The organism is Blastococcus sp. CT_GayMR20 (assembly GCF_004570345.1).
Window position 1 is genome coordinate 1 of record NZ_SPQM01000214.1, and the last position, 5799, is coordinate 5799.

General features: G+C 73.4%; 6 protein-coding genes. 1 reads left to right on the plus strand and 5 read right to left on the minus strand.

Features of this window, described 5'->3' with window-relative positions:
• Positions 1 to 33: 33 nt before the first annotated feature.
• The 5 genes from E4P40_RS25695 to E4P40_RS25715 form a co-directional block, all read right to left on the minus strand.
• Positions 34 to 561, minus strand: coding sequence for a regulatory protein RecX (locus E4P40_RS25695; protein ID WP_245160587.1), 528 nt, complete (start codon positions 559 to 561; stop codon positions 34 to 36).
• 130 nt (positions 562 to 691) lie between these two features.
• Positions 692 to 1729, minus strand: a complete 1038-nt coding sequence (gene recA, locus E4P40_RS25700; protein ID WP_135161161.1) for a recombinase RecA — start codon at positions 1727 to 1729, stop codon at positions 692 to 694.
• A 174-nt stretch (positions 1730 to 1903) separates the two neighbouring features.
• The gene (locus E4P40_RS25705) at positions 1904 to 2098 is read right to left on the minus strand and encodes a DUF3046 domain-containing protein (protein WP_135161162.1); all 195 of its coding nucleotides are present in this window, start codon (positions 2096 to 2098) and stop codon (positions 1904 to 1906) included.
• A gap of 139 nt (positions 2099 to 2237) precedes the next feature.
• Positions 2238 to 3527 carry an MFS transporter gene (locus E4P40_RS25710; RefSeq protein ID WP_135161163.1) on the minus strand — a complete coding sequence of 430 codons (1290 nt, stop codon included), beginning with the start codon at positions 3525 to 3527 and terminating at the stop codon, positions 2238 to 2240.
• A gap of 19 nt (positions 3528 to 3546) precedes the next feature.
• Positions 3547 to 4356 (minus strand): glycoside hydrolase family 16 protein, encoded by an 810-nt coding sequence (locus tag E4P40_RS25715; protein WP_135161164.1) that lies wholly within the window; start codon positions 4354 to 4356, stop codon positions 3547 to 3549.
• A gap of 89 nt (positions 4357 to 4445) precedes the next feature.
• Between E4P40_RS25715 and E4P40_RS25720 the strand changes: the two genes are divergently transcribed.
• Positions 4446 to 5799, plus strand: a 1354-nt coding sequence (locus tag E4P40_RS25720) for a DEAD/DEAH box helicase (protein WP_135161165.1), incomplete at its 3' end; no start/stop codon positions are given.

Here is a 5799-nt window from a genome sequence, read left to right on the forward strand (position 1 = left end):
GCGTGCGAGTGGTGGGGGGCAGGGGGTCCTCTCTCAGGGCAGCAGGGCGTCCTCGTCGAGGTCGTCGAACCCGGCGACCGCCACGTCGTCCGCGCCGGCACTGTCGAGCGCCTCGCGCACGACGGCCGCCGCCAGCCCACCGTTGTAGCCCTTCCGGGCGAGCATCCCCATCAGCCGGCGGGTGGCCGTGGCGCGGTCCACCCGGCGCATCGCGCCGACCTTTCGGTCGACGAGGCGCCGGGCGGCCGCCCGCTCGTCGTCGTCATCGACCGCTTCGACCGCCTCGGCGGCCACCTCGGGCTCGACGCCCTTGGCTCGCAGCTCCGCGCTCAGTGCGCGCCGGGCCAGGCCCCGCCCCGCCTGACGGGAGCTGACCCAGGCGCGGGCGAAGGCGGCGTCGTCGATCAGGCCGACCTCGGTGAACCGGTCCAGCACGGCCTCCGCCGCCTCGTCAGGCACGCCGCGCGCGGCGAGGAGGTCGGCGAGTTGGGAGCGGGTCTTGGGCGCTCCGGTCAGCGCCCGCAGGCAGATGCCGCGGGCGGCCGACTCGGGGTCACCCATGTCGTCCTCGGGAGAGCCGGGTACGACGTCCGGGTTCAAGGGATCGTCGCCCGGCCCGCCGGCCGGCCGGCGCGGACCCCGGCCGAAGCCGGAACCGCTCCGCCGGGAGGACTGGAAGGCCATCGGCCGGTCAGAAGTCGACGGGCGCGGCGGGGACGACCGGGGCGTCGAGCGTCGCGCCGATGCCGAGCTTCTCCTTGATCTTCTTCTCGATCTCGTCGGCGAGATCGGGGTTGTCCTTCAGGAAGTTGCGCGCGTTCTCCTTGCCCTGCCCGAGCTGGTCGCCCTCGTACGTGTACCAAGCCCCGGACTTCTTGACCATGCCCTGCTCGACACCGACGTCGATCAGGCCGCCCTCGCGGCTGAAGCCCTGGCCCCAGAGGATGTCGAGCTCCGCCTGCTTGAACGGAGCGGCGACCTTGTTCTTGACGACCTTGACGCGGGTGCGGCTGCCGACCGCGTCGGTGCCCTGCTTCAGGGTCTCGATACGACGGACGTCGAGGCGCACCGACGAGTAGAACTTCAGCGCCCGACCACCCGTCGTGACCTCGGGCGAGCCGTAGACGACGCCCACCTTCTCGCGCAGCTGGTTGATGAAGATCGCCGTCGTCCCGGAGTTGCTCAGGGCGCCGGTGATCTTGCGCAGCGCCTGGCTCATGAGCCGGGCCTGCAGACCGACGTGGCTGTCACCCATCTCGCCCTCGATCTCGGCGCGGGGCACCAGGGCGGCCACCGAGTCGATGACGATGACGTCGAGCGCCCCGGAGCGGATCAGCATGTCGGCGATCTCGAGCGCCTGCTCACCGGTGTCGGGCTGGCTCACCAGCAGCGCGTCGGTGTCGACGCCGATGGCGCGGGCGTACTCGGGGTCGAGCGCGTGCTCCGCGTCGATGAATGCGGCGATGCCGCCGGCGGCCTGGGCGTTGGCGACCGCGTGCAGGGCCACCGTCGTCTTGCCGGAGGACTCCGGGCCGTAGACCTCGATGACGCGGCCACGCGGCAGACCGCCGATGCCGAGCGCGATGTCGAGGGCGATCGAGCCGGTCGGGATGACCTTCATGGCCACCTCGGGGCTGTCGCCGAGGCGCATCACCGAGCCCTTCCCGAACTGCTTGTCGATCTGGGAGAGGGCCATGTCGAGGGCCTTGTCGCGGTCGAGCGTTGCCATGGTGTGCACCTTCGGTTCGCGGGAAGCGGGTCGGGTCCGACGCTAGGAGGAGGTACCGACAGTTTTCGGTTCGCGGGCGGACCTGTGGAGAGCCGACCGGCCTGTGGACGCCACTGTAGGACGAACAGGTGTTCGACTGCCAGGGCGACACGCCGCCTGTCCGGCGGAGCGCGCTCAGCGCTCCCTGGGCGGCACGTCGTACTCCTCGCAGATGGCCAGCCAGACCGTGCGGACCGGCAACCCGGCGTCGATCGCGTCCTGCGCGGTACGGCCGCCCAGAGCGGCGAAGACGTGGTCGCGGACGACCGCCTCGGCCCGCATCGGACCGAACTGGCGGGTCATCCGGGACCGGAAATCCTGCAGGCGCACCCGACGACGCTAACCCGCGCCGGCAACCGGCGGCCGCCTAGGCTCGCTCAGGTGATCCCCGGCACCGGCTCCAGCGGATGGGACCTCGTCGTCCAGATCGCCATCGCCCTGGCGCTCGTCGTCACGCTCGTCCTGATGATCAGGAACTACCGCGACCGCTGACGCGCACGCCCTGGAACCACACGAGCGCCAGAGGCAGCACCAGCGCGGCGGAGACGCCCGCCACCAGTCCGAATCCGCCGACCGCGAGCAGCGGCCCCCCGATGACGCCCGCCACCGCCGCACCCAGGCCCATGAGCAGGTCGGTCCCGCCCTGCGCCGTCGGGCGCACGTCGGGTTCGACCGACTCCGTGACCAGCGTCGAGCCGGCGATGAGCCCGCACGACCACCCCAGGCCGAGGAGGAAGAGTCCCGCCCCGAGCTGCCACGCGGCGCCCGGGGCGGCGGTCCCGGCCAGGGCCGCGGCCACCAGCAGCAGGCAGCCGCCGAACGCGACCGTCGCCGTCCGGCCGGCCCGGTCGGCCAGCAGCCCCACCAGGGGTGAGAAGAGGTACATGCCGGCGACGTGCACGCTGATCACCAGGCCGATGACCCGCAGCGTCGTCCCCTCGGTGCCACCGGCGTGGCCCATGTGCACCGGTGTCATGACCATGACCCCGACCATCACCGAGTGGGAGACCACGATGGTCGTGAGCCCCAGCCGGCCGGTCGACGAGGCCCAGACCGCGCGCACGGCCTGCCCGGTCGCCCGCCGCGGGCGCGGCCCGGTGCCGCCTCCGCCGATACGCCGGGCCAGCAGGAGCGGATCGGGCCGCAGCAGCAGTCCCAGCCCGGCGGCCACGAGGGCGAGGACGACCGCCGCCACCGCGAAGCCGCCGCCCAGGGCGGGCAGTCCGAGGCTGCGTCCCAGGTCGGCGCCCGGGCCCGCGAGGTTGGGGCCGAGCACCGAGCCGACCGTCGTCGCCCACACGACGAGGGAGAGGTCCCGGCCCCGCCGTTGCGGCGGCGCGAGGTCCGCGGCGGCGTAGCGCGCCTGCAGGCCGCACGCGGTCGAGGCGCCGAAGGCGAAGAGGCCGACGAGGAGCAGGGGCAGCGACGACAGCGCCGCGGCGGCCACCGTGACCACCGCACCGAGGACGGCGACGCCGTATCCCGCCGCCAGGCCCGCCCGGCGGCCACCGCGGTCGCTGATGCGGGCCAGCGGGACGGCGAGCACGGCGGCCCCCAGCACGCCGGCCGTCGTCCCGAGGCCGGCGGCACTGTCGGTGCCCGCGACGTCGCGGGCCAGCAGCCCGCCGACGGTGATCCCGACGGTGACGCCGAGCCCGCCGAGCGCCACTCCTCCGCTGAGGACGGCCACCGTCCGACGCTGCACGGCGACCACGTCGACGTCCGGGAGGGTCGCGCGTCCGGGACCGGGGCTGTGCACGGTCGGCAGTCTGCCCGACTCAGGCGGCGGCGCGCCGGTAGCCGCGGAACCGGTCGACCACGAACTCCTTGGGGTAGGGGCCCGGTGGCGGCGCGCCGTCCTCGGCGGGGAACGCGTAGGTGCCGAGCATGAACTGCATGGGGTAGCCCGGCGACTGCTCCATGACGGTCACCAGGGCGGAGTCGACGAAGAAGGCGACGTGGTCGGGCGTCCACTCGACGGCGTAGTCGTGGAACTCCCGCGCGTCGATCGGCAGGACGGGGCGGACGAAGTCATCGGTGATCGAGGGGTCACCGAAGGGGTGCAGGCCCATGCCCACGGCCGTGCTGCCCGCACCCACGTCGCGACCGAAGATCTCGAAGATGCAGATCTCGGCCGACTGCTGGGGCCGGTCCTCGAAGCCCACCATCCAGAGCGCCGCCATGCCGCTCGGGTCGTCCCCGACCCTGGCCCTCATCTCGAAGAAGCCGTACTGCGGGACGAAGAGGCGGACCTCGGGCTGCTCCTCGCGCACGACGACATCGGCCGAGAAGCGGATCTGACCGGCGCGGCTCCCCAGGCTGCCGGAGAACTCCCCCGTCTGGAGGCAGGAGGCGCGGATCCCGCCGTCGAACTCGGGGCACCACGGCGGCTGGTCCTGCTCGATCAGCAGGTGCAGCTTCCCGTCGGCGAGGCGGTAACGGGGAGCCGACCCGACCCGGGAGCTCCAGTGCGGCAGGTAGAAGGGGAACCACAGGGAGGTGTCCAGCCGGTCGCCCGAGAACTCCTCGTCGACGACGAGTTCGTAGCCGGCACGGGCGACCGGATCGATCAGCTCTCGACGGCCCACGGCCCTCTCCTGTCCCCGGACGGGTGGTGCGCGGGGACGAGCCCGCTCGGACCGGCGAAGTGTCGTACCCAGCAGGGACACTCGACAACGTGTCCGCTCTCGACCGGTTCTCCGACGCCACCAGGGCCTGGTTCACCGGTGCGTTCGTCCAGCCCACAGCGGCGCAGGAGGGGGCGTGGGAGGCGATCAGCAGCGGCGAGCACGCTCTCGTCGTCGCCCCGACGGGCTCTGGCAAGACGCTGGCCGCCTTCCTGTGGTCGCTCGACCGGTTGGCGGCCGACCCGCTGCCGGTGGAGGAGAAGGCCCGGTGCCGGGTCCTCTACGTCTCGCCGCTGAAGGCCCTCGCCGTCGACGTCGAGCGCAACCTCCGGGCGCCGCTGGCCGGCATCGGCCAGGCCGCCGCCCGGCTGGGGTTGGCCCGCCCCGAGATCCGGGTCGGCATCCGGTCCGGCGACACGCCCGCCGACGAGCGCCGCGCGTTCACCCGGCGGCCCACCGACATCCTCATCACCACCCCGGAATCGCTGTTCCTGCTGCTGACGAGCGCGGCGCGCGAGGCCCTGCGAGGCGTCGAGACCGTGATCGTCGACGAGGTGCACGCCGTCGCCGACACCAAGCGCGGCGCGCACCTGGCGGTCTCCCTCGATCGCCTCGACGAGCTGCTCGACCGGCCCGCCCAGCGCATCGGCCTCTCTGCCACCGTGCGTCCGATCGAGGAGGTCGCGACCTACCTGGCCGGCGGGCGCCCGGTCCGGATCGTGGCTCCCCCGTCGGTCAAGCGGTGGGACCTCTCGGTCGTCGTCCCGGTCGAGGACATGAGCGAGCTCGGCCGGCCGACCGGCGAGCTCGAGGGCTCCGCCGCCGGCAACCAGCCCCGGTCGTCCATCTGGCCGGCCGTCGAGGAACGCGTCCTCGACCTCGTCGAGGCCCACCGCAGCACGATCGTCTTCGCCAACTCCCGCCGCCTCGCCGAGCGCCTGACCAGCCGGCTCAACGAGCTCGCCTACGAGAGGGCCACCGGCGAACCCGTGCCTCCGGGCACGAACGCCGCCGCGCTGATGGCCCAGGCCGGCTCCGGCGGCGGGGTGCCCGAGGGCATCCAGCCGGTGGCCGCCGCCCACCACGGCTCGGTGTCCCGCGAGCAACGGGCGATCGTGGAGGAGGCGCTCAAGTCCGGACGACTGCCCGCGGTCGTCGCCACGTCGAGTCTGGAGCTCGGCATCGACATGGGGGCGGTCGATCTCGTCGTCCAGGTCGAGTCCCCGCCCACCGTCGCCTCCGGGCTGCAGCGGGTCGGCCGCGCCGGCCACCAGGTGGGCGCGGTCAGCCGGGGCGTCTTCTTCCCGAAGTACCGGGGCGACCTGGTCGAGACGGCGCTCGTCGCCGAGCGGATGAAGGCCGGCCTCATCGAGTCGATCCGCTACCTGCGCAACCCGCTCGACG

Coding starts and splice junctions, on each gene's coding strand:
- E4P40_RS25695 (WP_245160587.1), bottom strand. CDS start 561: ATGGGTGACCCCGAGTCGGCCGCCCGCGGCATCTGCCTGCGGGCGCTG.
- recA (WP_135161161.1), bottom strand. CDS start 1,729: ATGGCAACGCTCGACCGCGACAAGGCCCTCGACATGGCCCTCTCCCAG.